24 protein-coding genes are annotated in these 24,432 nt (G+C 46.1%); 21 read left to right on the top strand and 3 right to left on the bottom strand.

Features of this window, described 5'->3' with window-relative positions; translation table 11 throughout:
- The first annotated feature begins 30 nt into the window (after positions 1-30).
- The 5 genes from ON063_RS06525 to nhaC all read left to right on the top strand — a co-directional run bounded on the left by ON063_RS06525 (position 31) and on the right by nhaC (position 5,295).
- Entirely contained in the window at positions 31-849 is an 819-nt protein-coding gene (locus ON063_RS06525) for a fumarylacetoacetate hydrolase family protein (RefSeq protein WP_274664604.1), read from the top strand.
- A gap of 111 nt (positions 850-960) precedes the next feature.
- Positions 961-2,226 (top strand): S1C family serine protease, encoded by a 1,266-nt coding sequence (locus ON063_RS06530; protein WP_274664605.1) that lies wholly within the window; start codon positions 961-963, stop codon positions 2,224-2,226.
- A 56-nt stretch (positions 2,227-2,282) separates the two neighbouring features.
- The gene (locus ON063_RS06535; RefSeq protein WP_074034557.1) at positions 2,283-2,627 is read left to right on the top strand and encodes a DoxX family protein; all 345 of its coding nucleotides are present in this window, start codon (positions 2,283-2,285) and stop codon (positions 2,625-2,627) included.
- 16 nt (positions 2,628-2,643) lie between these two features.
- Complete coding sequence (locus ON063_RS06540; protein ID WP_274664606.1) at positions 2,644-3,732, top strand: amidohydrolase; 1,089 nt, start codon at positions 2,644-2,646, stop codon at positions 3,730-3,732.
- A gap of 135 nt (positions 3,733-3,867) precedes the next feature.
- Entirely contained in the window at positions 3,868-5,295 is a 1,428-nt protein-coding gene (nhaC, locus tag ON063_RS06545; RefSeq protein ID WP_274664607.1) for a Na+/H+ antiporter NhaC, read from the top strand.
- Positions 5,296-5,310: 15 nt separating this feature from the next.
- Here the strand turns inward: nhaC and ON063_RS06550 are convergent, their stop codons facing one another.
- On the bottom strand, positions 5,311-6,510 hold the full coding sequence (locus tag ON063_RS06550; protein WP_274664608.1) for a hypothetical protein: 1,200 nt from the start codon (positions 6,508-6,510) through the stop codon (positions 5,311-5,313).
- Between the two features lie 80 nt (positions 6,511-6,590).
- Between ON063_RS06550 and ON063_RS06555 the strand changes: the two genes are divergently transcribed.
- Together ON063_RS06555 and ON063_RS06560 are read left to right on the top strand one after the other, a co-directional pair.
- Positions 6,591-7,721 carry a mandelate racemase/muconate lactonizing enzyme family protein gene (locus tag ON063_RS06555; RefSeq protein ID WP_274664609.1) on the top strand — a complete coding sequence of 377 codons (1,131 nt, stop codon included), beginning with the start codon at positions 6,591-6,593 and terminating at the stop codon, positions 7,719-7,721.
- Positions 7,708-8,379, top strand: coding sequence for a hypothetical protein (locus ON063_RS06560; RefSeq protein WP_274664610.1), 672 nt, complete (start codon positions 7,708-7,710; stop codon positions 8,377-8,379). Before ON063_RS06555 ends, ON063_RS06560 begins: the two co-directional genes overlap by 14 nt.
- A gap of 31 nt (positions 8,380-8,410) precedes the next feature.
- Here the strand turns inward: ON063_RS06560 and ON063_RS06565 are convergent, their stop codons facing one another.
- Entirely contained in the window at positions 8,411-9,157 is a 747-nt protein-coding gene (locus ON063_RS06565; protein ID WP_274664611.1) for a GDSL-type esterase/lipase family protein, read from the bottom strand.
- Between the two features lie 118 nt (positions 9,158-9,275).
- Between ON063_RS06565 and ON063_RS06570 the strand changes: the two genes are divergently transcribed.
- The 8 genes from ON063_RS06570 (at position 9,276) to hfq (ending at position 17,086) form a co-directional block, all read left to right on the top strand.
- The gene (locus ON063_RS06570) at positions 9,276-10,196 is read left to right on the top strand and encodes an ABC transporter ATP-binding protein (RefSeq protein ID WP_274664612.1); all 921 of its coding nucleotides are present in this window, start codon (positions 9,276-9,278) and stop codon (positions 10,194-10,196) included.
- Positions 10,189-11,187 (top strand): ABC transporter permease, encoded by a 999-nt coding sequence (locus tag ON063_RS06575; RefSeq protein WP_274664613.1) that lies wholly within the window; start codon positions 10,189-10,191, stop codon positions 11,185-11,187. Before ON063_RS06570 ends, ON063_RS06575 begins: the two co-directional genes overlap by 8 nt.
- Before the next feature lie 175 nt (positions 11,188-11,362).
- Complete coding sequence (locus ON063_RS06580; protein ID WP_274664614.1) at positions 11,363-12,892, top strand: M4 family metallopeptidase; 1,530 nt, start codon at positions 11,363-11,365, stop codon at positions 12,890-12,892.
- Between the two features lie 101 nt (positions 12,893-12,993).
- Positions 12,994-13,854, top strand: a complete 861-nt coding sequence (locus ON063_RS06585) for a PPK2 family polyphosphate kinase (protein WP_274664615.1) — start codon at positions 12,994-12,996, stop codon at positions 13,852-13,854.
- Positions 13,855-13,958: 104 nt separating this feature from the next.
- Entirely contained in the window at positions 13,959-14,555 is a 597-nt protein-coding gene (locus ON063_RS06590; protein WP_274664616.1) for an AmiS/UreI family transporter, read from the top strand.
- A 570-nt stretch (positions 14,556-15,125) separates the two neighbouring features.
- Entirely contained in the window at positions 15,126-15,605 is a 480-nt protein-coding gene (locus tag ON063_RS06595) for an SMI1/KNR4 family protein (protein WP_274664617.1), read from the top strand.
- A 269-nt stretch (positions 15,606-15,874) separates the two neighbouring features.
- Positions 15,875-16,810: a tRNA (adenosine(37)-N6)-dimethylallyltransferase MiaA gene (miaA, locus tag ON063_RS06600; RefSeq protein WP_274664618.1), complete on the top strand. Its 936-nt coding sequence runs from the start codon at positions 15,875-15,877 to the stop codon at positions 16,808-16,810.
- A gap of 27 nt (positions 16,811-16,837) precedes the next feature.
- Entirely contained in the window at positions 16,838-17,086 is a 249-nt protein-coding gene (gene hfq / locus ON063_RS06605) for an RNA chaperone Hfq (protein ID WP_012726185.1), read from the top strand.
- A 38-nt stretch (positions 17,087-17,124) separates the two neighbouring features.
- Here hfq and ON063_RS06610 read toward each other — a convergent pair whose 3' ends face one another.
- Positions 17,125-17,637: a hypothetical protein gene (locus ON063_RS06610; RefSeq protein ID WP_274664619.1), complete on the bottom strand. Its 513-nt coding sequence runs from the start codon at positions 17,635-17,637 to the stop codon at positions 17,125-17,127.
- 155 nt (positions 17,638-17,792) lie between these two features.
- Between ON063_RS06610 and ON063_RS06615 the strand changes: the two genes are divergently transcribed.
- The 6 genes from ON063_RS06615 (at position 17,793) to ON063_RS06640 (ending at position 24,282) form a co-directional block, all read left to right on the top strand.
- Positions 17,793-18,971 (top strand): HD domain-containing protein, encoded by a 1,179-nt coding sequence (locus ON063_RS06615; protein WP_274664620.1) that lies wholly within the window; start codon positions 17,793-17,795, stop codon positions 18,969-18,971.
- Between the two features lie 15 nt (positions 18,972-18,986).
- Positions 18,987-19,937, top strand: coding sequence for a CobW family GTP-binding protein (locus ON063_RS06620; protein WP_274664621.1), 951 nt, complete (start codon positions 18,987-18,989; stop codon positions 19,935-19,937).
- A complete protein-coding gene (locus ON063_RS06625; protein WP_214875717.1) occupies positions 19,918-20,700 on the top strand; it encodes a 5'-3' exonuclease in 783 nt (260 codons plus the stop codon). The genes ON063_RS06620 and ON063_RS06625 overlap by 20 nt, the downstream gene beginning before the upstream one ends.
- On the top strand, positions 20,681-21,073 hold the full coding sequence (locus tag ON063_RS06630) for a reverse transcriptase-like protein (RefSeq protein WP_274664622.1): 393 nt from the start codon (positions 20,681-20,683) through the stop codon (positions 21,071-21,073). Before ON063_RS06625 ends, ON063_RS06630 begins: the two co-directional genes overlap by 20 nt.
- An 87-nt stretch (positions 21,074-21,160) precedes the next feature.
- Entirely contained in the window at positions 21,161-22,564 is a 1,404-nt protein-coding gene (fumC, locus tag ON063_RS06635; RefSeq protein WP_274664623.1) for a class II fumarate hydratase, read from the top strand.
- A 227-nt stretch (positions 22,565-22,791) separates the two neighbouring features.
- A complete protein-coding gene (locus ON063_RS06640) occupies positions 22,792-24,282 on the top strand; it encodes a GGDEF domain-containing protein (protein ID WP_274664624.1) in 1,491 nt (496 codons plus the stop codon).
- Positions 24,283-24,432 lie beyond the last annotated feature (150 nt).

Below are 24,432 nucleotides of genomic sequence, written 5' to 3' on the forward strand. Positions count from 1 at the left end.
TTGTATAATGATGAAAAAGGGGGATTTTTGATGAAATGGTGTAGTTTTGACATGCAAGAAGAGCAACGAGTAGGGATCATCGAGGGCGATTTCGTCTACGATGTCAGCAATCAAGTACATACGACTAACTTATTAGAAGTGATTGCGCGTGAGTTCGAACCGGATATCGATTTGGACGTGGCGCCGTCATACCGAGTGACGGACGTGAAACTGCTCGCCCCGTACCGTCCATTGAAAAATGTGATTTGTATCGGCAAGAACTACGAAGAACACGTGAAAGAGATGGATACAGCGGGAGCGGGGAAACTCGTCATCTTCACGAAAGCACCAACTTCAGTCGTCGGACCGGAAGCGGTCATCGAGCGCCATCCGGAATTGACGGACAAACTCGACTACGAAGGCGAACTTGCCGTCATCATTGGAAAGTCGGGACGAGACATTGAATCGGTCGAAGAACACATTTTCGGATACACGATTCTAAACGATGTGACGGCACGGGATGTGCAAAAAGAACATGTCCAATTCTTTCGTGGTAAGTCGTTCGATACGTTCTGTCCGATGGGACCGTTCATCGTGACGCCGGACGAGCTTCAGTTCCCTCTCCGAATCCAAACGAATGTCAACGGGGAGACGCGCCAAGACGGAACGACGGCCGATATGATTCGCCCGATTGACGAGCTCATCCGTACGTTATCGAAAGGCATGACGCTTGAAGCGGGTGACATCATCGCGACAGGAACGCCAGCCGGAGTCGGGCACGGGATGACACCACCGACCTATCTTCAAACGGGAGACACCGTCGAAGTGACGATTGAAGGTCTGGGCACGCTAAGAAATGTGATTGTCTGAATGAAATGACGCAAAATGTGAAGAATCTTGTAATTCATTTATCATTTTATAAATGAGTGTTCCTCTTCGTTATAGTAAGGGTAGAAGATAACACAGAGGAGATGAATCATTATGGATCGTCACGATCAATCAAATGAACACGATCAATTACATGAATCAGAACAGCAAGAAGATTGGTTAGATACAGAACTCGGTTCATCTAACCGAGAAGAAACAAAAGTACGAACACAGTCAAAACCTTCATTCGTCAGCCGCATGTTCCCAGGACTTGTCGGTGGGGTCATCGGGGCATTGTTGACGGGCGCAATCGCTTATCCGTTTATCGATCAACCCGCAACGAATGTGAGTGATACGAACGTGACCTCGCAAGGGACTCCGGTCCAGACGTCATCAAACGTGTCTGACTCTTCAGTCACGAATGCCGTCGCAACCGCTCAACCTGCAGTCGTCACCGTGAACAACTTCGCCCAAACTGGCTTCTCGAGTGAAGCCGTCGAGGCTGGCGTTGGATCGGGCGTCATCTACAAAAAAGAAGGTGACTCGGCATTTATCGCGACGAACCATCACGTTGTCAACGGGGCAGACAAGCTGACGGTCACGTTTAATGACGGAACGACAGCGGAAGCGACGCTCATGGGAAGTGACGCAACGTATGACTTGGCCGTCTTGAAAGTGGACGCTGACAAAGTACCTGCCGTCATCTCAATCGGCAAATCGAGCGAGTTAAAACCGGGACAAACGGTCATCGCCATCGGGAATCCGCTCGGACAATTCGAGAACTCCGTGACACGCGGTGTCGTCTCATCGACGTCACGGCTCGTCCCGGTAGATACGGATGAGAACGGACAGGCCGACTTCAACGCTGAGGTCATTCAAACGGATGCGGCCATCAACCCAGGTAACTCGGGTGGTGCGTTAATCAACGAAGAAGGACAACTCGTCGGAATCAACTCGATGAAGATTGCGACGGCAGAAGTCGAGGGAGTCGGATTCTCGATCCCGGTTGACATCGCCCTTCCGCTGATCAATCAAATCGAACAGACGGGAGAAGTGAATCATCCTTCGCTCGGCGTATCGCTACGTGACGTGTCAGAGTTCCCTCCAGGTTACTTGACGGAACAAATCAACTTACCTGAATCGGTAACGGCGGGAACGATTATCGTAGAAGTTCAACAAAATAGTTCAGCCGCAAAAGCGGGTCTTGAGGCGCGTGACGTCATCGTGAAAATCAATGACAAAGACGTCAGTTCGTTCATCGACCTCCGTAGTGAATTGATTCGAGATACGGACGGAACGGTCGACATCGAATATGTCCGTGACGGAAAAACGGAAACAGTTCAAGTCGAGATTCAAAACGCAAACGGTTCTGCATTGTAAAAGGTGGGCAATAAGCCCGCCTTTTTTGCTATGCTTATACAAAAGGAGGATGAAATATGGTACGAAATTTATATGGGGTGTTATTATTCGGGGCAGGAATTTTACATTTTGTCAGAGAAAAGGCGTTCATGTCGATTATTCCAAAGTCTTGGCCGTTCCGCCGCTTGATGGTGCAACTAAGCGGAGTCGTGGAAGTCGTCTTCGGGGCAATGCTCTTACTAAACAAAGGGACGACGTTCGTAAAGCGGACGCTACCAGCATTCTTTATCGCCGTCTTCCCGGCCAATATCAACATGGCCGTCAAACCTTCTAGAATCGGTGGGAAAGTCATTCCGAAATGGATCACATGGGGACGACTCCCGCTTCAATGGGTTTTGATCAAAGGTGTCAAAAAAATATAAAGGTGTGGAGATACATATGACAAACGTATTGAAATGGTTCGAACATTTTCATGAACATCCAGAAATCAGTTGGAAAGAAGTTGAGACGACCCGAACGATTGCATCCATCTTATCGAACTGGTCGATTCCGCATCAGACGTTTGAGGATGTGACCGGAGTGATCGCGGAGATTGGATCAGGGGAAGACGTGATTGCGGTCCGCGCCGATATCGATGCGTTATGGCAACAAGTGGACGGTACGTTTCGTGCGAACCATTCATGCGGGCACGACGCGAACATCAGCATGGTACTCGGTGCACTCGAACAGTTGAAGGACGAGGCGTTACAGAAGCGGATCCGTTTCATCTTCCAACCTGCCGAAGAGCAAGGGAATGGTTCCCTCGCCATGATCGAACGTGGGGCGTTAGAAGACGTGACGCAACTGTTCGGGATTCATTTGCGCCCACAAGAAGAGTTGAAGAAAGGTCAATACGCGGCGGCGATTCAGCATGGTGCTGCCTTCTTCTTAAAGGGAGAGGTCATTGGGGATGACGCGCACGGCGCAAGACCGCATCAAGGGCAAAACGCACTCGATGTCATCTTCACGATTCAACACATGCTCAAAAGCATTTACTTATCACCGTTTGAGCCACACTCCGTCAAGTTGACGAAAGTACACGCCGGGAGTGACAACATGAACATCATTCCAGGGAATGCGACGTTTTCGATTGATGTCCGCGCTCAACAAAATGAGGAATTGCTCGAACTGCGAAATCGTGTCGAAGACATGTTACTCCATGTCGGTCAGCTTCATCGTGTGACATTGGAGTGGGAGTGGCAAGACTTCACACCGGGAGCGGTCGTTGGGGAACAGTCGAGTCAGATTGCGAAGCAGGCGATCGAGCAACGCTTCGGTCAGTCGGCTCTCGTCGAGAGAATTGTCACGTCAGGTAGCGATGATTTTCATTTCTATACTGTTGAGAAACCGACGCTTGATGCGACGATGATTGGAATCGGTGCAGATTTAGGTCCAGGACTTCATCATCCGCATATGACGTTTGACCGTGATGCGTTAGAAGACGGGGCACGCCTGCTTGCGGATGCACTCCGAATTGCAGCAACATAATTCAGGATGAGTGTGATAGACAGATGTCTGTCCACTCATTTTTTTATTGCATCAAATAAGTGTAAGCGCTATCATAACGTTATTAGCGACAATATAACGACAATTCTGAATTTTCGCTATAGGGGAGGAAGTTAGATGGAAACAACGGGGAACAAGCAAGACATGAAACTAGGGTGGGCGCTCTTACCACTTGCCGTGATGATTGTCGTCATGCTCATCTCAATCGTTAAGCTCGGACAAGGACCACACATCCCGCTCATCGTCGGGACGGCGGTCGCTTCGCTCGTCGCCTGGCGTCATGGGTTCAAGTGGAAAGAGATTGAAGAGATGATGTATAAAGGGATTCGTCTCGCTTTACCGGCAGTCGTCATCATCATTTTGGTCGGATTGACAATCGGTGCTTGGATTGGTGGGGGAATCGTTGCCACGATGATCTATTTCGGACTGAAGATCATCTCGCCGGCATACTTTTTATTAACGATTTGCCTCATCTGTGCGGTCGTCGCGCTCTCGATTGGGAGTTCATGGTCGACGATGGGAACGATTGGTGTAGCAGGGATGGGGATCGGACTGAGTATGGGGATACCAGCTCCGATGGTTGCGGGAGCCGTCATCTCAGGTGCTTATTTCGGGGACAAGATGTCACCATTGTCAGATACGACAAACTTGGCGGCAGGACTGACTCATACGAATCTATTCGTACATATCCGACACATGTTATATACGACGATTCCAGGACTCATCATCGCGCTAGGGGTATACGCTTGGCTTGGTAGACGGTTTGCGGATTCGACGACGGACTCGTCAGAGATTACACAGACGCTTAACATTCTTGAAGATAGTTTTGTCATCTCGCCATGGTTACTCGTCGTGCCGCTCGCGGTCATTTTGCTCGTCGCGAAGAAGGTACCTGCGATTCCAGCACTCGTCGTCGGGATTGCCCTCGGTTTCTTGGCTCAAGTGTTCATTCAAGGCGGGTCACTTTCAGACAGCGTAGGTGCTCTTCAAAGTGGCTATGTCATTGATACAGGTAATGAATTGGTCGACAACCTCTTCAGCCGTGGCGGTCTTGATGCGATGATGTACACGGTCTCCATGACAATCGTTGCGATGACGTTCGGTGGAATTTTAGAATATTCAGGTATGCTTCAATCGATCATGAATCAAATCTTGAAGTTGGCGAAAACAGCAGGCTCGTTGATTGCTTCAACGATTTTGGCTGGGATTGCGACAAATGCGACCTGTTCGGAGCAGTATATCTCGATTGTCGTCCCGTCACGTATGTTTGCAGGAGCTTATGAAAAAATGGGATTACAATCGAAAAACTTATCACGCGCACTTGAGGATGGTGGAACATTGACATCGGTGTTCATCCCATGGAATACGTGTGGGGTATTCATTCTTGGTACGCTCGGGGTCGGGGCATTCGAATACGCGCCTTACGCCGTCTTAAACTTTATCGTACCGGTCATTTCGATTCTGTATGCCTTTACGGGATTCACAATCGAGCGCATGGCCGTCATTCAGCAAGAAGAGTCAGTTGTGAAGCAAGCAGCCCAATAAAACAATTCCCGGTCGTCAATCGACCGGGAATTGAAATTTATAGACGGTGCGCGGACGACCTTGGCTGTAGCTCATCTCTTCGCCAATCGCATGAACGAGTTTCGCATCGACCAACTTCTTAATCAATCGCTCTGTCGTGCGACGGGTGACATGTAAGTAATCGGTCAACTCTTTAGCCGTGAACTCAAGTTGATCACGTGAGAAGTGGATGAGTTTTTCGATATTGGTCGGACTCATACCGGTCTGTTTCATCATGTCGTAGACACGTGTTTGCGTGACGCGATAGTGAATGGGTGAGGGTTGATCCGAGAACATTAGCCGCTTCGAATCATCGACGATGCGCATCTGTCGTTCACTTTCTGCATAAAGCGCGAGTCGTGCATGGTCGAGAGCGCGCTGATAGTCTGAGCCATATCCGATGCCGACAAGAACAGACGAGGGATTCGGTAAAACAACACCATTTGAAATAGCGGTCTCAATTTTGCCTTTATTCGATAAGATTGTGACCCCCTCTTCATTCGATTGTAGCAACTTGCCACCGAAGAATTGTTGGTCCGACACGTGTGCTAACGTCTCTTCACTCGAATTCGAATACTGAAGAATGGCAAACTGAGACTGATCTGATTTTTGCAATCGAATCTGTTGTAGAAAATCATTGAAATGGTGAAGAATCCTCTCTTTCGGTTCAATCATGAGTTGACTCCGATAGCCGTCGGTTATTAACCGGCGTTGGATTTGCTCGACACTCGTCAAAGCGAATTGTGTCGTCCCATTTTCTTGAAGTTGTTTATGAAAGGCAATCAAGTCCTCGAAATTCATGTTTGGATGAAGCTGTTTCACTTGCGATTGCGAGATACGAGTGGGAAATGGCTCTAACACCGATGCAAGTCGTGATGAGTCGACGAGGTCAATCGATAGATGTTCAAGCTCGACGTGTTGCGTCAACGTCATAAATAAGAGTGAAGTCAATAAAACGACATCGTCTTGAACGACATGATGAGCATACGGGAGGTTCGCCCTCTCCATCGCGTACGTATACGGAAATGAACCGGAGAAGAAAACACCGTCAAAAAAGTGTAATTGTTGGGCGATGTCTTTCGCTTCGCGTGGGTCATCATAAGGAAACCCTTCAATCCGGACATCGGGTAAGGAAGAACCATTTACAATATGTTGAATAAACGCTGGTGAGCCGACGACGGCGATATGGATAGACATCACAAAATCCCCCTTGCAATTTAACGACTATATAACGACAATATAGAGGAAAGCGTAGACGAAGTAAAGGAGTGATGAAATTGAACATTCAAAGCATTGAAATTTTCTCGGTTCGATTCCCACTAAAAGTTCCGTTTATCGTGAGTTATCATCGTTATGACGATATGCCATCTGTCATCGTCAAAATGACCACGTCTTGCGGACTGATTGGTTATGGGGAAGCGGTAGCGGATGAACACGTGACGGGAGAGTCAGCTGAAAGTACGGTGAGTGTCCTCCGTCATCTATTGGCACCTTTATTAATCGGGAAAAACCCGATGCATTTGGAGCGGATTCATGACGAGATGGACCTTGCGATAAAAGGTGTTCCTGCAGCAAAAGCAGCGCTCGATATCGCCTGTCACGATTTGATCGGAAAGAAACTGAAACAACCGATTTACGAATGGATTGGCGGTCGGTACCATGAGTCGTTCCCGGTCACACACGTCTTGAGTATCGGGGAACCGGATCACATGGCACAAGAGGCTCTTGATCAAATCAAACAGGGCTATACGGCCGTGAAGATGAAAGTCGGGGTCGACGTACAAACGGACGTGGAACGTGTCAAAGCCGTGAGAGAAGCCGTAGGACCAAATGTTCCGATTCGGATTGACGTCAATCAAGGGTGGGTCAATGCGGCCAACACGGTCCGAGCCATGCGTCTACTCGAATCGTACGGAATCGATTGGGTCGAACAACCGGTCAAAGCGGATGATTTTGAAGGCATGCTCGAAGTGAAACAAAAAATCTCGGTGCCACTCATGATCGATGAAGGTCTGAAAGACATTCACGATATGAGACGGTTGACGATGATGCAAGCAGCCCATAAAGCGAACATCAAGCTGATGAAGTGCGGTGGCATCTATCCGGCGAAAAAGTTGGTCCATATGGCGGAGATGTCAGGGATTGAATGCCAAATCGGCTCGATGGTCGAATCGTCGATTGCATCGAGTGCGGGATTCCATGTCGCCTTTTCAAGTAAGATTGTTAAAACGGTCGAATTGACAGGACCGTTACGTTTCGGGAAGGATGTCGGGAACTTGACATATGATTTGCCGATCATCTCATTGAACGACCGTCCTGGTCTCGGCATCGATGTCGATGAGGATCTATTGCGTGAACTGACGATCGATTCATATGTGATTGGAGAAGACTCACATGTGGCAAGGTGAGATCAAAGGTCTTCCGCTTCAAGTGCGTGTTCTGACGTTGTCAGACTTACCTGAGTTGTTGTTAATTCAAGAAGCGGTAATTCAAGCGTTGGCTGAACCGGAGCACTATCAATCGTTATCGATTGAAGAGTTCACGAAACTGTTAACGGATCAGACGTTGATTGGGGCAATGTCTGAAGGACAACTGATTGCATTCCGTGCCATGTTAATCCCCCCGATTGACGATGAACATTTAGGACGAGATATCGGCTGGCCGGAGGATTCGCTTGAACGTGTCATTTATCAGGAAGTGACGAACGTGCATCCAGATTTCCGGGGATATGGGTTGCAGACGCACTTGGGCAAACTATTGATGTCACAAGTTGAATCGGACAACCAATTTGATGTCGTCTGTGCGACGGTCGCACCGTTTAATATTCCAAGTATGAAAGACAAGTTTACGCTCGGACTCCAAATCGGGGCGTTGAAAGAAAAGTATGGCGGGAAACTCCGCTATATTTTTTACAAGGAGCTTCATCGTTCATGGCATCCCACATCAGTTGTGCAAGATGTACCGATGGAAGATCGTGGGCGACAAGTTGAGTTGCTTCAAGCTGGTTGGATCGGGACGGGCATGATGAAACAAGGGGAGCAGTGGATCGTTCGTTATGAGAAGTAAAAAATCCTCGTCAAGCTGACGAGGATTTTATTCATTCGAGAACGAAGAGTACATCATTCGCGAATTTCTCATACGTACGGTCACTCGGGTGGAACTGATCGGTCGCTAAATCTCTTGATAAGTCAGAGATGTAGGCGAACGGGTCGATCACATCGATATTCTGCGCATTCGCCAATTGTTTCGCGGATGCGTTCCAATCGAGGATGAGCTGATTGAATGCTTGTCCATTCTCATCATTTTGAAACGGATTGTATAGACCGATATACACGATGGTTGCCGAATCGTTGAGCGAGCGAATTTCAGTGAAAATCGTTTCTAAATTCGTCTTCGCATCAGTGACCACTTGTTGAATATCGACGGATTCGAAGTTATCGACGTTTTCTCCACGGTTGAACAAATCGTTTCCACCGATGGTCAACGTGATATATCGTGCGTTTTCGATGGTCCGACGTACTTCAGGTTGCTCGAGTTGTGTGAGTAAATCTTCTGTTCGTGCTCCAGACACGGCAAGATTTTGCGTACGCACGCCTTCTTCAAGAGCAGCGCTGACAGGCTGTACATATCCTGCGCCTGATGTTGACCCGACACCGCGTGTCAACGAATCGCCTAATGCGACGTAGACGTCTCCTTCTGGCTCGGGACGTTCATCTTCGGAGACGGAAAGTGTTCGCTCCGGCGGATTGACGATATCTTGATAGCCGATCCATAGACCGTAGACGGCGATTCCCGTTAAAAGAACGGCGCCACTTAAAAATGCATACCATTTCGAATGTTTCATGGGCTGACCTCGCTTTCTATACAGACATCATATCAAAAATGTGACGATGTGCCCTATGTGAATGTTCGAATAGGACAGATTTGATTTTGTCCGATAGAATAAAGAAAGAGGTGAGACAATGGAACCGACGTTAAAGCTACATCAACTGACAAAAGTGATAGGGAAAAAGACGATCATCGATAATATTTCGTTAGAAGTCAACCCAGGTGAGGTGTTTGGATTTTTAGGACCGAACGGTGCCGGGAAAACGACGACGATTCGGATGATCGTCGGCTTGATTAAACCGACAAAAGGAAATGTTTCGATTTGTGGCTATCGTGTCGATAAACAATTCGTTCAAGCGATGAATCAGATCGGAGCCATCGTCGAGAATCCAGAGCTGTATAAATTTTTGTCTGGACGTGAGAACTTAGAAGCCTTCGCCCGCATGTTGCCTGATGTGGACGATAAACGAATTCAAGAAGTGATCGACCTCGTCGATTTGACTGCTCGCATCGATGATAAAGTGAAGACATACTCGCTCGGCATGCGTCAACGGCTCGGTATCGCACAGGCATTATTGAACAATCCACGCGTTCTTATTTTAGACGAACCGACGAACGGACTTGATCCGATGGGGATTCGAGATTTACGACTTTTCATTCGTAGACTTGTCGAAGAAACTGGGCTGAGTGTTCTCGTGTCGAGTCACATCTTGGCCGAGATTGAATTGTTAGCGGATCGAGTCGCGATCATGTCACGCGGGAAGATTGTCAAAGTGGGAACGGTCGATGCTTTGATTGAAGAACTCGCATCGACGGTCGATTTGCACATTGCCAATAGTTTTGAAGTGCTGCCGATCGTTCAAGGTTATGAAGGGATCGATCAAGCGGACGTGATCGATGAGCGAACGATTCGAATCTCAATGAACGTTGAGGAAACAGCAAAATTGAATCGATATCTAATGGAGAGAGATGTCGACGTGTTCGGACTCGAGCGTCGTGTGCAGACGTTAGAGGATCTCTTTATTACATTGACGGGCGGTGATCACATTGCCTAATCCATCTTTACTCGGACTCATACGTAATGAAGTATTAAAAATTCATCGGAAGCGTAGGTTGATGGTCGTCTCGATCATCCTGATTGTACTCGTCTCGATGTTCACATACGCGAACTATCGGCAAATCGAGAAGCAGCGTGAAGAGCAAGGGACGATTGATTGGCGTGTTGATCTTCAACAAGAAATTATCGATACACAGAACCGACTCGCCTCTGCGAACGTCCAAGACGAGTTTCGTCAGATCCTTGAATTCCAAGTCCAACAGAATCAGTATTATCTTGATAATGACATCAACCCGAACTATCCAGGCGCACCGACGTTTATGCGTGTCTTCTTCTCGCAAGGGACGACGCTCGTCCTACCGCTTTTCATTATCGTCTTGATGGCAGATATCGTCAGTGGGGAGCATAATGACGGGACAATCAAAACACTACTGTCCCGACCGGTAAGGCGTTATAAAATTTTGCTTGCTAAATGGTTGACGACACTTTTGTATACATCAATCTTAATATTTGTGACCGCCGTCGTCAGTTACGCCATATCGGGGATTGTTCTCGGATGGGACGGTTGGACAGCTCCAATCCTGACAGGCTTCCAAGCTTCACCGACCGGCACCTTCTCAACTGATTTTGTCCATACGTTGCCGATGTGGGAATACTTGCTCATGTCGATGGGACTCTCATGGCTTGTCGTTGCTGCCGTCGGTACAATCTCACTTATGATCTCGGTACTAGTAAAAAATACGGCGACCGGCATCGGAATCATGATGGCCGTCCTCATCTCAGGGCCACTCTTGACATCGCTTGGCTCAAACTGGGATAGCTCGAAATACCTGGTGAACGTCAACTTCGGCCTTCATACCTATTTGGAAGGACAGGCTCCCCCAATCGATGGGATGACGTTACCGTTTTCGCTTCTCGTCATTCTCATTTGGTCGATGGCCGCCTTGGCGTATGCGTTTTACCACTTTACCCAAAAAGATGTGTATTAATTATTCGTGCTCCTTTCCTAAGGAGCACCTATTTTTTTTGGATAAAATTAGGTCGTAAATAGAATGAATGGTTCTAAATACTCAATATTATGAATTATCAAAATAATTAAAAAGATGGATACAGCCTTTGTGGGAAACTGTGTAAAGTAAGAGTCATCACAAAGGAGGCAAACACATGAAAAAAGTTGTATCTACATCATTAATCGCAGGTGTCCTACTCGTACCACAATTGGTCGGGGCGGCAGAATTGAAGTCAGGCACTCTGACGAAACCATCAGAAAGTGCACCGACAACGATTGTAAAAGAGTACGTCAAATCAAAAGGTGAGTTCAAGACGATCGAGTCGAAATCAGACAAAGTCGGGAAAGTGGTTAAGCTCCAACAGACAGTTGATGGCGTGCCCGTATTCGGTGGTGTGGTAGTCGGTGTCGTAGATGAAGCGGGTCAATTGAAGACAGTCGTGGATGATGCGAAATCGGTCAAGAACCTACATAAGTCGATCAAGTTAACTGAAAAGAAAGCCATCGCGAGTTACAAAAAGCTTGTCGGACATAAGGGGGCCTATGAACTCGAACCGGAATCAGAATTGATTGTCTATCCTAAAGGTGACAAGTCGGTCTATGCATATCAAGTGACCGGAACGATCCTTGAAGCAGAAGAGCCATCACGTTGGACATACTTCATCGATGCGGGGACGGGTGAAGTACTCAATAAATTCGACCAGTTGGCTCACGCGAGACCGACGAACGGTGTGACGGGAACTACGTATACAGGAACAGGAATCGACGTTCTTGGATATAGTCAGACGTTCAAGACAACGAAGAGTGGTTCGTACTACTACTTACAAGATTCGACACGTGGAAAAGGGATTTATACGTACGATGCTGGAAACCGCACACGCCTTCCGGGTTCACTTTGGGCTGATGTCGATAACGTCTTGAACACGACATACGATCGCGCAGCAGTTTCGGCACACGTCAACGCAACGAAAACGTATGACTTCTATAAGAATACGTATGGACGTAACAGCTATGATAATGCTGGTGCTGCCCTCAACTCGACGGTTCATTATAGCCGTAGCTACAACAACGCGTTCTGGGATGGTAGCAAGATGGTATACGGTGACGGAGATGGTCAGACATTCACATACCTCTCTGGGGCACTTGATGTTGTTGCGCACGAATTGACTCACGCAGTCACGGAGTATACAGCAGGATTGATCTACCAGAACGAGTCTGGCGCAATTAACGAGGCGGTATCGGATATCTTTGGTACAGTTGCCGAGTACAGCGTTGGAACAAACTTTGACTGGTTGGTAGGGGAAGATATCTACACACCTGGAGTTGCGGGAGACGGCCTTCGTTCGATGGCAAACCCAGCAGCAAACGGAGACCCAGACCACTACTCGAAACGATACACAGGTACACAAGATAATGGTGGTGTGCACATTAACTCTGGGATCGTGAACAAAGCGGCATACCTTTTAGCTAGCGGCGGATCACACTACGGTGTGTCTGTCCAAGGAGTCGGTGTTATGGAGATGGGGGATATCTATTACCGCGCGCTCAATGTTTACTTGACGCCAACATCTAACTTCTCAAGCCTTCGCCAAGCGGTCGTTCAATCGGCGAAAGATCTTTACGGTGCAACTAGCCCACAAGCGGTATCGGCTGCGAAATCGTTTGATGCTGTCGGAATCAACTAAGAGTCTAATTGAGAAATCCTTTCCGAAATATTTCGGAAGGGATTTTTTGTGGCGATTTGGGGTAAATCAAATTGGAATGATCACTGAAAAGGAGAAATAACATGAATCTAAAAGAATATATGGCTACACCGAACAAGCAAATTCAGTTGAGTGATTTCTCTACCCATGTGAAAGATAAACCTGATGATTCGACTTTGACGGATGAACTGATTCCGGACAGTGTAGAACGATTGAAAGAGTTACATTGGAGACTATACGCCGAGAGCAAGACCGGGGTTGTCGTCGTTTTACAAGCACTTGATGCCGGTGGAAAAGACGAAGCAATCAGTTATATCTTTTCGAACTTGAATGCTCAAGGTCTTAAGACAAATGCGTTCCAAAAGCCGTCTGATACGGAAAAGAAACACGATTATCTGTGGAGAATGCATAATCTCTTACCGGAAAGAGGTCAAGTTGGCATCTTGAATCGATCGCACTATGAAGAAGTGATTGCGCCTCGCATCCATGATTTGTTAGGAGACGAGGTACTTCCGGATGAAATGGATCAAGAAAAAGTGTGGGAGATGCGATATCGTCAAATCAACGATTATGAATTGTACTTGAAAGAAAATGGATTTGAAGTCATCAAATTCTTTTTTAATGTGTCGAAAGATAAACAACGGGATCGTTTGCTCGAGCGACTGAAAGACCCGAAGAAGAATTGGGAGTTCTCATTCAGTGATGTGGAAGAGCGACAATATTGGGATGATTATCAAAACATATTTGAAGAGATGATCACACATACATCCACGGATGTTTCACCTTGGTATATCTTGCCTGCAGATGACGAATGGTACAGCCGTTATATCATTTCTTCCGTAATGATTGATGTCCTCGAGCGAATCAATCCACAGTATCCGACTTTTTCAGATGAAGAGCAAGAACGCATCGATGAGGCGATTCAAACGCTTGAAAATGAATAACGGATGACGTTCTCGTGAACAATTAAAAATCCCCTTGCACTGAAAGCGAATTCAAGCTAAAGTGATACAGTAGAATAGAGGTCAGACATCTGTACAAAGGGGTAATGAGTGTGGGTAACGTAAGTTTATTATTTGGTGGCGTCGCGCTATTTTTAAATAGTCTTGTCCTTCTCGGGAAGGTCGATATGAAGAGTGCCGGTGTATTCAGTTTGTTCACCGGACTCTTACAAACGTTTATCGCAACATGGTTACTGATTGGGGCAAGTCCTGAAGAGCAGTTCGGCCTCGCGAGCATTTACTTGTTTGCGTTCACGTATTTATATGTCGGTGTGACGTTCATTTTGAATTTAGACGGACGTGGCGTCGGCTGGTTCTCGTTATTCGTCTCGATCGCAGCCGCTTTTTACGGGGTGATGGCGATCGCTGTAGCCGATCCGATGGGTGCGTTGACATGGTTCTTCTGGTCACTGTTATGGGGACTTTTCTTTTTCGGAATGGGACTTGGCAGACCGAATGAGGCCATCACAGCGCGTGTCGCTCTCGTATTGTCGTGGTTGACCTTGATCGTTCCGGCGATGGTTGGGATGGCAGGACTCATGAACGGATTGTATGACATGATCTGGTGGGCAGCGAGCGGGACAGCGATTCTGTATTTTATCGTCTCCGTCAAACGAACGAAACAGGCCGTAGAAGTGGCTTGAATAAAGATATGACAATAAATAAAAATGAGGTAACTAAGTGAGCATGTTCTCACTAGGTTATCTCATTTTTTAATAAACGAAAACAACTATAAAAAATTATTAATCGTTTGACTGAATAATTGATCTCTTTTTGCATTTCTATTGTAGTTTCCATCCACACCATATGAGTAATACAATAAATAGTACTGATTTTCTTTTGTCTCTTTGACGTAGAATCCATACTTTATGTGAGGTTCATCTAGGAATTCTAATTCATATATGTAACCAAACTTCGTCACGGATGATGAGGCAATCTTGTAATCTTGACTCTCGACTTGTGAGTAGTTCTCTAGAGTGGAAATCAAAAATTCTTCTCTAATTGTTTTTTCGTACGCAACATAGATGATTAACGATGCTACAACAATTGTTATGAAAATAATCAAACTATAAATTCTTTTGTTCTTCACTTGTAAATAACACCTCTAGTTAGTATATTTTATTAAATATATCTTATGATAAATGGGGAATAAAGTTAATTTAATTCTTGAAACTACTCGTAGCCCAATAAACTAAATGATTGGTGTGAATCTAATGATTGCGTTAGAAGCATTAAAAAAAAGATTAATTCATAATCGATTAGAAGTGCAGCGGGAAGAAGGCTATGTGGAAACAGAACTGTTTACGTTTCAGCCACCTGCTACTAAGGACGATTTGGCTAGATTACCGCATCGTTCACCATCTCAAATGATTGATTTTTTAACTTTACATAACGGCGCACAGCTATTTGTCCATCCCACATACGGTGGAAGGATTCAACTGTTTAGTGTGGAAGAAATCAACGAGTATCAAGAAACATGGGAATGTCCTGAGCAGTTTATCCCCGTCGGCGCTGGTATAGATGGAGAATGGATTGCTTGTGAGGTTGTCAACGAACATGAAAATTACATATGGGTCGGAGAATTTTTGACTTATGAAGATGACATTGAAAAACTTCCCATGGATTATACACGTTGGCTCGACTACTTAATTGTCGCGCAAGGTGCCCATTTTTGGGATTGGTTCAGAAGATAAGGTTTAATTAGTAGGTTGCTCATACATCTTAGTTGGCACACTCTTCACGAGTGTGCTTTTTTCTCATTTATTTTGTGTCTAAAATGTGAAAAGTGGGAATGAGGATGCTAAAGGAGGCGAAAGCAGATGAGTGATGGACTCGTGTTATTACTCGGATTACTTTTATGTGGTTGGATGCTGTTTGCCGTCGTATTTGATGATAGAATAAAAAGAAGAATTTGATGGCCCGTCTCATGAGGAGACGGGTTTTTAATTGAGGAGTGAGAAGTATGAAAAAAAAACCTGTCGTCGTCATCGTCGGACCAACTGCTGTCGGGAAAACAAAGACGGGTATTGAACTCGCGAAAGCGTTCGACGGCGAGATTGTCTCAGGTGACTCGGTTCAAGTTTACCGGGGCATGGACATTGGTTCAGCAAAAGTAACGAAAGAAGAAGCCGAAGGAATCCCGCACCATTTGATTGATATTTGTGACCCGGATGACGCAATGAGTGTCGCAGCTTTTCAACAGTTGGCTCGTGCTGCCATTGATGATATTTATGCCCGTGGCAAACTACCGATTATCGTCGGAGGAACAGGTTTATACATTCGTTCGATTTTATATGACTATGAATTTGTGGAACGACCTGTGGACGAGGCGTTGCGGGCTGATCTCGAACGGTTGGCAGAAGTCGAAGGGCGTGAGGCATTGCATCAAAGGTTAGTTCAACTTGATCCCGAACGTGCGGCTACGATTCACCCGAATAACGTCCGTCGCGTCGTGCGAGCACTCGAAGTAGCGATGCAAGGTGATACGCAGACGACAGATAGCGAGCCGTCCGAACATTATGATTACCGATTGTTCGTTCTTCATGCTGACCGGGAACTTCTCTATGACCGAATCAATCAACGGGTCGATGCGATGATGGAAGCAGGACTTGTTGAGGAAGTAGAAAGCTTGATGGCGAAAGGATATCGAGATACTCAGGCGATGCGAGCCATCGGGTATAAGGAAATCATTCCGTATGTTGAGGGAAAAATTTCGAAAGACCGTGCGACAGACTTGTTGAAGCAACATACGAGACAGTTCGCAAAGCGTCAATTGACGTGGTTCCGTCATCAATTTGATGGAATTTGGGTGGATATGGGGCGAAAATCATTTGAACTATCATATAAAAATATTTATGATGATGTAGAGGGGTTTTTTCGAAAATTCCGATTATTTTAAAGAGATAAAGACTAGGGGGAATCCAGCATGAAAGCGAGCTACAACATCCAAGACCATTTTTTGAATCAACTCCGAAAAGAAATGGTTCCAACGACCGTCTTTTTAGTGAGCGGGTTTCAAATTCGAGGTGTCATCAAATCATTCGATAACTTTACTGTCATCGTTGAATCAGAAGGTCGTCAACAATTGATCTATAAGCATGCGATCTCAACATTCTCACCGGCACGTAACGTCACGTTATACGAGCCAGATGCAGTCGAAGTAACAGAAGGATAAGCATAAGAAAAGGAGCGGCCCGGGGACCGCTCCTTTTCTTATGCTGTTTTTGATGTACCGGGCTGTTTGATCGCCTCTAGGACGCGCTGAACGGCGCAGCCACCGAGGAGCGAATCCATTTGGTCACAAATTTGTGTCGGCGTCGAACGGTGTAACAATGTATATGTTCGTTTCCATGCGCGTTCTGCCGATTGAATCCGGACTAGAAGGTCGGCATGGCTCAGTTCTTTCAATTTATCAATGTTAAGACGGTTCGTCCGTGTGAAAGCAGATAGGATGACCGCTTTCGCAAGTGGTGTTTGAAGTGGGTAACCAGATAGCTCGAGAGCGGCCATAGCGCCTTTCATCTCGTGTTCGACGATTTTATCGAGTGACTCATCTTTTGCATATGGATTACCGGAAAGGTGAGTGAGTGACTGTTCTAAGTCCTTCATCTCTACTGGACAACTAGACGCTTGTAAAATATGTTCGATGGATTGTTGCTCTTGTGCATAACGTGTCGCTTCCCCCGAGGCGATGAAACGCTCATACGTATCGATTAATGAAATCATTATCGCTTCCCCCTTTGTAGAACTATCTTTATCGTACCAATAATCGTAAGCGCTTTCAATATAATGAATGTGAAATCATGACCCTACTAGAAAGTATGTTCGCCTAATGTGTAGAAACGCGATACAATGTCAGAAGATGCGAGGAGGGAATGTTCATGAATTATTATCAACAAATTGATTCGGTCACAGGTAAATCGACGAACCGTGAAAGATTTCAGATACCACAAATTGAAAAAACGAAAGAGCGGTTAGATCAGTTGCCAGACGGGGCTCCTGTTCAGACGAAAGCGCTCGTTAGTACGGTCGAAGTGAGAGAAGGGAAAAGCGGGGCGAAATGGCTACAGTTAAGTGTCACGACGGCGAGCGGGATGATGCGTGCGAAGCATTGGCTACGTGGAAATGAGAGTGAACTACTTCCAATCTATGAATCGGGTGTTATCGAATTGTCCGGGAAAATCGATGTCTATCCAAAACCGGACGGTGCTAAGTCGATTACAATCGATCGTGTCCAACCGATTTCAAAAGATGAGGCGATTTCTTTACTCCCAGGGTTACCGGGTGATGAGACGATGGAACAGTTTGCAGATGAGTTGTTCAGTTTAATCGATACGTTATCACCGACCTATCAACAGATTGCCTACGGACTCCTCGATTTCGTCTGGGATGACTTTGTACTTTCGCCTGCAGCTCTTTATCACCATCACAATTACGCAGGAGGATTGCTGAAGCATACCGCCTGCATGTTGCGTCTCGGATATCGAATTCAGGAGCAGGACGATTATTTGGCAATGGTGTTCCGTGTGATCAAAGAAGCCGAGCAGTTGCATAAAGTCGACCTTTGGAATACGATGAACGGTGTTAAAATCGAACAAGCCTATAAAGGTACGTTCGAATCATTATATGCGGCATGTGAAGCGATGGCAGAGCGGAAGGAACCACTCAATTGGGATGAGCTTGCGCTAGGAATCCTCTTCCATGACATCGGAAAAATATATGAATACAGTCACCTTTTATCGAGCCCGAACCGTTTTGAAAAACTGTCGCCTGTCGAAGGAACGAGTGAGACGACAGGGATCTCCATCAATCCGCTAGGAACGTTGATCGGGCATATGCCGTATGGTGGACTTCTATTCGAAGAAACGCTGCGTCGTGCAGACGTCCGTTTGCCGATTGATGTCCATCACCGTATTTGGCATATGATCTTATCGCATCATGGGAAACGTGAGTGGGGTTCGAGTGTATTACCGATGACGACAGAAGCGTGGATGCTTCACTTGATTGATTTATTAGACGCACGCTTTGAAAAATGGGCTCGTGCGCACGAAGATTTGTAAGAAAAGGGTGGTACTATGATTCCCGTTCAGTTAGTGACCGGATTTTTAGGAGCAGGAAAGACGACGTATATGAACCGTCTACTCGCTGCGACAGATGAGAAGATTTGTTTGATTGTCAATGAACTCGGGGCGGTCAATATTGATGAACAGTTGATTGTAAAAATGGACCAGGAGCAAATCGAACTATCGAATGGCTGTATTTGTTGTTCGATTCAAAATGATTTGAGTAAGACATTTTATCAACTCGTGGCAAAGAAGGAGTCGTTTGACCGAATTATCATCGAGACGACCGGTGTTGCCGACCCAGCCCCAATCATCCAGACGATTTATTATGACGAGTACTTACGTCAACATTTTAAAATGAACGCCATCTTGACTGTCGTCGATGCTAGTCAAATGAATCGCGACTTGTTCAAAGAAGGCATTCATCAAATCGCGTATGCAGACATGATTTTATTAAACAAGACAGATTTAGTCTCGAGCGAGGAGTTGAAACACGCCCGAGCACGGATCTCTCAAATCAATCCAACCGTTCGTGTGGTAGAAACGTTCCAGACTGAAGGGGAATTTGACCTTCTTGAAAACACGTTCCAACTGTCGCGAGTCGATGAAGAACAATTGAGTCGTCTAACAGAAACGACCGAATCTGTCTCTTCGCTTCGAGCCATCACGTTGAATGCAGATCGTCCGCTCTCTCGTGAACGCGTGACACGATATGTTCGTGAGGTATTGATGCATTATGAGGATTCAATCTATCGGATGAAAGCAATTGTTCGTCTCAAGGATGAGAATCGAAAATTTGTCATTCAAGCAACGAATCAACTCATGGGCGCGACGTTTGCGAACGAGGAACATGAAGGAAACCGCTCGGTATTCGTCTGGATTGGAAAAGAACTAGATGCCGATGCATTGGCACGAGGATTAAAAGCATGTGAGGTGGAGCAGGATGAAACTCATTCTCGTTGATGGATTTAACTTATTATCACGTTATTATTTTGCAACGGAACGTAGAAGAGCACTCGATCCAGATGTGACGGTGAAAGGGTTGCTTCGAAAAGTCGATGCCTGGACGACGGACTTTTCTCACATCGCTTTCTTTTGGGACGGGACGAGAGAAACGACGCATCGTTATGCCCTTTATCCTGAATATAAAGCGACGCGTAACGGATTGCCAGAACCGCTCTTCGAAGACTATGTCAAATTGAGAGCGGCTTTGGACGAGCGAGGGATTCTACAATCAGAATTGACCGGTTATGAGGCGGACGACTTGATGGGAGCTGTGGCGACAGCGTTCCCAGGAGAATCGTATCTTTACTCGTCTGATCGTGACTTACTACAATTATTGTCACCAAACGTGTTTCAAATCATGCCGAAAAAAGGTGAAGAACAACTCGTCAATGAGAGTTCGTTTGAAGCGATGTATGGGGTGAAACCATATCAGTTTGTCGACGTGAAAGCATTACAAGGTGATTCTTCGGATAATATCCCTGGCGTTCGTGGCATCGGACCAAAAACGGCAACCATCTTGATTCAACATTACGATACGGTCGAAACGCTCTACACGAACGTTCGAAATGCAACGCTCGAGGCACCGCATCAGAAGTTTGCAAAAAAATTAGACGGGCATGAAGAGATTGCGCTCTTATCTAAACGTCTGTCACAAATTGATATCCATGCGCCGATTAATACGGACTGGGAGGCGTATCGATTTGGTTCACATTTATTTTGACGCAGCAACAAATCAGACAACCGAAGAGAACGGGCTTGGTGTCTGGATTAAGTCATCAGACGGTACGGTCTCGACGTTCAAGCGTCAAACGCAAGGTTTGTCCAGTGTCCATGCAGAATTAGCGGCTTGTGCCTATGCACTTGAAATGGCGCATACGATGCAAGGAGAGACGTCATTCATGCTTTACTCCGATGCGGAAGTGATTGTTCGTGCTTTGGAGCAACGATTCATGAAAGATTCCTCGGCCAAATCCCTCTTTCTCAAAGCGCTGATTGCGTATGATGATTTACCGAACGTCTTTATCAAATGGATTCCTCGTGCAGAAAATCGTGCAGATGTCATTGCACGTGAAGCATTAAACGGAACGAAGTAAGCGACTAAGATCATTCTTGGTCGCTTTCTTTTTAGATGATTTTTCGCTAAAATGAAAGCGTAGTCAACTATAGAGGGGGAATTTAGCATGAAGGATTATCGAATCGAACGGGACACGATGGGGGAAATCAAAGTCCCGGCTGATGCAAAATGGGGAGCACAAACGCAACGTAGTCTTGAGAACTTTAAAATCGGTGCAGAAAAGATGCCGCTTGAGATTATACGTGCCTTCGCAATCTTGAAAAAAGGGGCGGCTCTCGCCAACGCTGAACTTGGAGTACTGGAAGAAGAGAAAGCTGAAATCATTGCGGAAGTAGCCGATGAGATTTTAGAAGGAAAGTACGACGCTGAATTTCCACTCGTCGTCTGGCAAACGGGATCGGGTACCCAATCAAACATGAACGTCAACGAAGTGATAGCGAACATTGCGAATATCAAATTGCATGCGCGTGAGCAATCGATTTGGATTCATCCGAATGATGATGTCAACAAATCGCAGAGCTCGAATGACACGTATCCGACAGCGATGCACATTGCGGCCATCCTTTCCGTGCAAGATGACGTCTTGCCGGCAATCGATGCCCTTCACCAAACTCTTTCGCAAAAAGCGGAAGCGTATATGGATATCGTCAAAATCGGACGCACACATCTTCAAGATGCGACACCGGTCACGCTCGGTCAGGAAATCAGCGGCTGGGTGCGGATGCTCGAACTCTCAAAACAAATGATTGAGCGGACGATTGAACCGCTGACAGAGCTTGCTCTCGGTGGAACAGCTGTCGGTACCGGAATCAACGCCCATCCTGAATTTGGGGAAGTCGTGGCGAAAAAGATTTCTGAAGAGACAGGTAAACCGTTTGTCACGGCCGTAAACAAATTCCACGCTCTTACGAGTCACGACCAACTCGTCTTTACACATGGTGCTTTAAAAGCGTTAGCGATGGATGCAATGAAGATTGCGAACGATGTGCGGTGGTTGGCATCGGGTCCACGTGCGGGGATCGGCGAAATTACGATTCCTGAAAATGAGCCAGGAAGTTCAATCATGCCAGGGAAAGTTAACCCGACACAAAGTGAAGCGCTCACGATGGTTGCCGCTCAAGTTCTTGGTAACGACGCGACGATTGGTTTCGGGGCGAGCCAAGGGAACTTTGAGCTAAACGTCTTCAAACCGGTCATCATGTATAACTTCTTGCAGACTTGTCGTCTCTTGACGGACAGCCTGCACTCATTCAACGATCACTGTGCGGTCGGGATTGAGCCGAATCAAGATGTGATTTCTCGAAACGTGGAACAATCGCTCATGCTCGTCACAGCGCTCAATCCACATATCGGATATGAAAATGCTGCGAAAATCGCAAAACTGGCACACAAAAACGGTACTTCTTTAAAAGAGGCGGCATTAGAAACGGGATTATTGACTGAAGCCCAATTTGATCAATGGATTCGTCCTGAAGAGATGACGTCACCGAACCTAAAAGTGAAAAAATAACATAAACGTGGATTCGTCCTGAAGAGATGACGTCACCGAACCTAAAAGTGAAAAAATAACATAAAGCGGTCGCAAGACCGCTTTTTCTATGTCTATTTTAGGACGTAAGCACTAGGGATATGTAAAACAATAGAAAATAAATAAGGAAATAGTTGTATTTTATCTGTAGAAGTCGCATAATCGATACATAAGAGAATTCGGGGAGTACGAACATAGGGGGGACGAAGATGGAGCAAGGTCAACTCACTGAGCGTATACATATGATTTTAAAAAAGATATCAGAGTCTAGACAAATTCCTAAATCCGATATCGAGTTTCTACTTGATTGGGTGAAGAAAGAGGTTAGACAGCGACGCTTTATGCATCTGTTAGAAATATTTAGTCGTGTTGAGTCTGATGCGAAGGAGTTGCCTAGCGTCCTTACCCAAGCAGAGGCAATGACCTTGATCTCACCGGTGAAACGATACATCCATACCGTTCTAGGAATCGAACAAGAAGATGAGGACCTCGTTTTGATTCTTTCTGCGAGTTTTTCGACATTTAGTCGGTATAAATCGCGTGTTGAGAAGCTTGGAGCACGTCCTGTATTCTTGCAAACACTCGAAGAAGCGGTCGAATATGACTATGAGGACGTACCAAAAGCCATCATCATGGACGTTGAACTATGGCCACAGTTTAAAGAACGTGACATCCAATCGTTTGTGAGCAAGATGAGAAAACTTTACGTCCCGCTCATCGTCATCGGAACGAATGAGCATTATCGTCTCGCTGCCTATTCCTATGGATTCGATGACTATTGGGAATCATGGGTACCGATGGAGGAGCGGTTAGTCCGTCTTGGTCTACATATTGAAAAGTCTCGTTTAGTTTCAAAGGCATTACTTGTCGATGAACTGACCGGTGCGTTCAACCGGAAGTATTTAAAAGCGACATTTACGCGCTTCATCTCAAGGTTAGAGCGCTCAGGTGAGAGCTTTGCTGTTGCCCTACTTGATATCGATCATTTTAAACAATTGAACGACACGTTCGGTCACTCTTATGGGGATGACGTTCTTCATCGGGTCTCGGAAGAAATCCGACACGCGATTCGTTCGAGTGATGAACTCATCCGTTATGGAGGAGAAGAGTTCTTAATTCTCTTGAACGTATCTGACCGAGCGATTGTCGAATCGGTGTTAGAGCGCGTCCGTACCCGGATTGAAGAGATGGAATTCCCGTACGAGCATCAAGTGACCGTATCAATCGGATATACCCGTGTCTGTCAGACAGGATATACGCTTGGGGAATGGTGTGCATACGCAGATGAGGCGCTCTATAAGGCGAAACGTGATGGTCGAAATCGCGTCGTCCGATACACGTCAGCGGTTCGTGAGGAAAAGCGGATTGCTTACGTGACGATGTCCGAGAACACGTACACTTCGCTTGCAAACCGCTTGCCCAAAGAGCATCGTCGCTATGAGGTCGTGTATCGTCCATACGAAGCGTATTCTTGTAACGACAACATCGAAATGTTCGTCTTAGACGATACCCGAGTCCATGAAGCGAGAGGAACGCTCTCTGCTGTGAAAGAACAGCGTGGAAAATATAGTCACATCCTCGCGGTTTCAAAGCGTACAGCCTCCGAACTAGAAGCGATTTATGACGACTACGCTGATGACAATCAAGATGAAGTCATCACGAAAAAAATTGAACAGTGGTTAGAAAAACTACCTGACTAAAAAGCAGATATCGATTATTCACGTGTTCGAATGTATACATAGATTTGTATATATTTTATCTTCTCTCTCATGAGTTGATGAACGAGACGTAATAGGCGAGTGGCAAAAGGATTAAAAAGAGAGCCTTTCAAAATCTTTAAAGATTTTGAA

The sequence above is a fragment of the Exiguobacterium sp. B2(2022) genome, assembly GCF_028823655.1.
In the GTDB taxonomy this organism is placed as follows: domain Bacteria; phylum Bacillota; class Bacilli; order Exiguobacteriales; family Exiguobacteriaceae; genus Exiguobacterium; species Exiguobacterium aestuarii_A.

What these genes read in the sequence shown, in the direction of transcription:
- ON063_RS06525 (WP_274664604.1), top strand. Translation starts at nt 31, where the DNA reads ATGAAATGGTGTAGTTTTGACATGCAAGAAGAGCAACGAGTAGGGATC.
- ON063_RS06530 (WP_274664605.1), top strand. Translation starts at nt 961, where the DNA reads ATGGATCGTCACGATCAATCAAATGAACACGATCAATTACATGAATCA.
- ON063_RS06535 (WP_074034557.1), top strand. Translation starts at nt 2,283, where the DNA reads ATGGTACGAAATTTATATGGGGTGTTATTATTCGGGGCAGGAATTTTA.
- ON063_RS06540 (WP_274664606.1), top strand. Translation starts at nt 2,644, where the DNA reads ATGACAAACGTATTGAAATGGTTCGAACATTTTCATGAACATCCAGAA.
- nhaC (WP_274664607.1), top strand. Translation starts at nt 3,868, where the DNA reads ATGGAAACAACGGGGAACAAGCAAGACATGAAACTAGGGTGGGCGCTC.
- ON063_RS06550 (WP_274664608.1), bottom strand. Translation starts at nt 6,510, where the DNA reads ATGTCTATCCATATCGCCGTCGTCGGCTCACCAGCGTTTATTCAACAT.
- ON063_RS06560 (WP_274664610.1), top strand. Translation starts at nt 7,708, where the DNA reads ATGTGGCAAGGTGAGATCAAAGGTCTTCCGCTTCAAGTGCGTGTTCTG.
- ON063_RS06565 (WP_274664611.1), bottom strand. Translation starts at nt 9,157, where the DNA reads ATGAAACATTCGAAATGGTATGCATTTTTAAGTGGCGCCGTTCTTTTA.
- ON063_RS06570 (WP_274664612.1), top strand. Translation starts at nt 9,276, where the DNA reads ATGGAACCGACGTTAAAGCTACATCAACTGACAAAAGTGATAGGGAAA.
- ON063_RS06580 (WP_274664614.1), top strand. Translation starts at nt 11,363, where the DNA reads ATGAAAAAAGTTGTATCTACATCATTAATCGCAGGTGTCCTACTCGTA.
- ON063_RS06585 (WP_274664615.1), top strand. Translation starts at nt 12,994, where the DNA reads ATGAATCTAAAAGAATATATGGCTACACCGAACAAGCAAATTCAGTTG.
- ON063_RS06590 (WP_274664616.1), top strand. Translation starts at nt 13,959, where the DNA reads ATGAGTGTGGGTAACGTAAGTTTATTATTTGGTGGCGTCGCGCTATTT.
- ON063_RS06595 (WP_274664617.1), top strand. Translation starts at nt 15,126, where the DNA reads ATGATTGCGTTAGAAGCATTAAAAAAAAGATTAATTCATAATCGATTA.
- miaA (WP_274664618.1), top strand. Translation starts at nt 15,875, where the DNA reads ATGAAAAAAAAACCTGTCGTCGTCATCGTCGGACCAACTGCTGTCGGG.
- hfq (WP_012726185.1), top strand. Translation starts at nt 16,838, where the DNA reads ATGAAAGCGAGCTACAACATCCAAGACCATTTTTTGAATCAACTCCGA.
- ON063_RS06610 (WP_274664619.1), bottom strand. Translation starts at nt 17,637, where the DNA reads ATGATTTCATTAATCGATACGTATGAGCGTTTCATCGCCTCGGGGGAA.
- ON063_RS06615 (WP_274664620.1), top strand. Translation starts at nt 17,793, where the DNA reads ATGAATTATTATCAACAAATTGATTCGGTCACAGGTAAATCGACGAAC.
- ON063_RS06620 (WP_274664621.1), top strand. Translation starts at nt 18,987, where the DNA reads ATGATTCCCGTTCAGTTAGTGACCGGATTTTTAGGAGCAGGAAAGACG.
- ON063_RS06625 (WP_214875717.1), top strand. Translation starts at nt 19,918, where the DNA reads ATGAAACTCATTCTCGTTGATGGATTTAACTTATTATCACGTTATTAT.
- fumC (WP_274664623.1), top strand. Translation starts at nt 21,161, where the DNA reads ATGAAGGATTATCGAATCGAACGGGACACGATGGGGGAAATCAAAGTC.
- ON063_RS06640 (WP_274664624.1), top strand. Translation starts at nt 22,792, where the DNA reads ATGGAGCAAGGTCAACTCACTGAGCGTATACATATGATTTTAAAAAAG.